A 321-nucleotide genomic window follows, 5' to 3' on the forward strand; every position below is an offset into this window, starting at 1 on the left:
CACTCCAGTCAACTCAACCGACTTCGCCAACAGGACCCCTCGTGCATTGGGCCGACGGCGGCGACACGGTCGCCGAGAACCTGATCCTCCTGTGCCGGTTCCACCACGGCCGCGTCCACACCCCCGGATGGACGGTCACCAAGACCGGCCCCGGGCAGGCGGTCATCGTCCACCACGAAGGACACGAGGCCGCCCCCGCCGACATGACCGAACACGACGGCCCCGGCGGGTGCGGGTGCGCGGACTGGCGGACCGACACCGATCTCGAGGCCGACTTCGCCGACGACGTGTCCAACGTGTTCCCTCTCGGGCTGTTCCCCG

Annotated in this window: 1 protein-coding gene; it reads left to right on the forward strand. The window is 69.8% G+C overall.

Annotated elements, in window-relative coordinates:
* Positions 1 to 41 precede the first annotated feature (41 nt).
* A partial coding sequence (locus tag JFB92_RS23820; RefSeq protein WP_199044333.1) for an HNH endonuclease signature motif containing protein occupies positions 42 to 321 on the forward strand: 280 nt, incomplete at its 3' end.

Origin of the sequence: Glycomyces salinus, assembly GCF_016428645.1 — a bacterium.
GTDB lineage: Bacteria > Actinomycetota > Actinomycetes > Mycobacteriales > Micromonosporaceae > Glycomyces > Glycomyces salinus.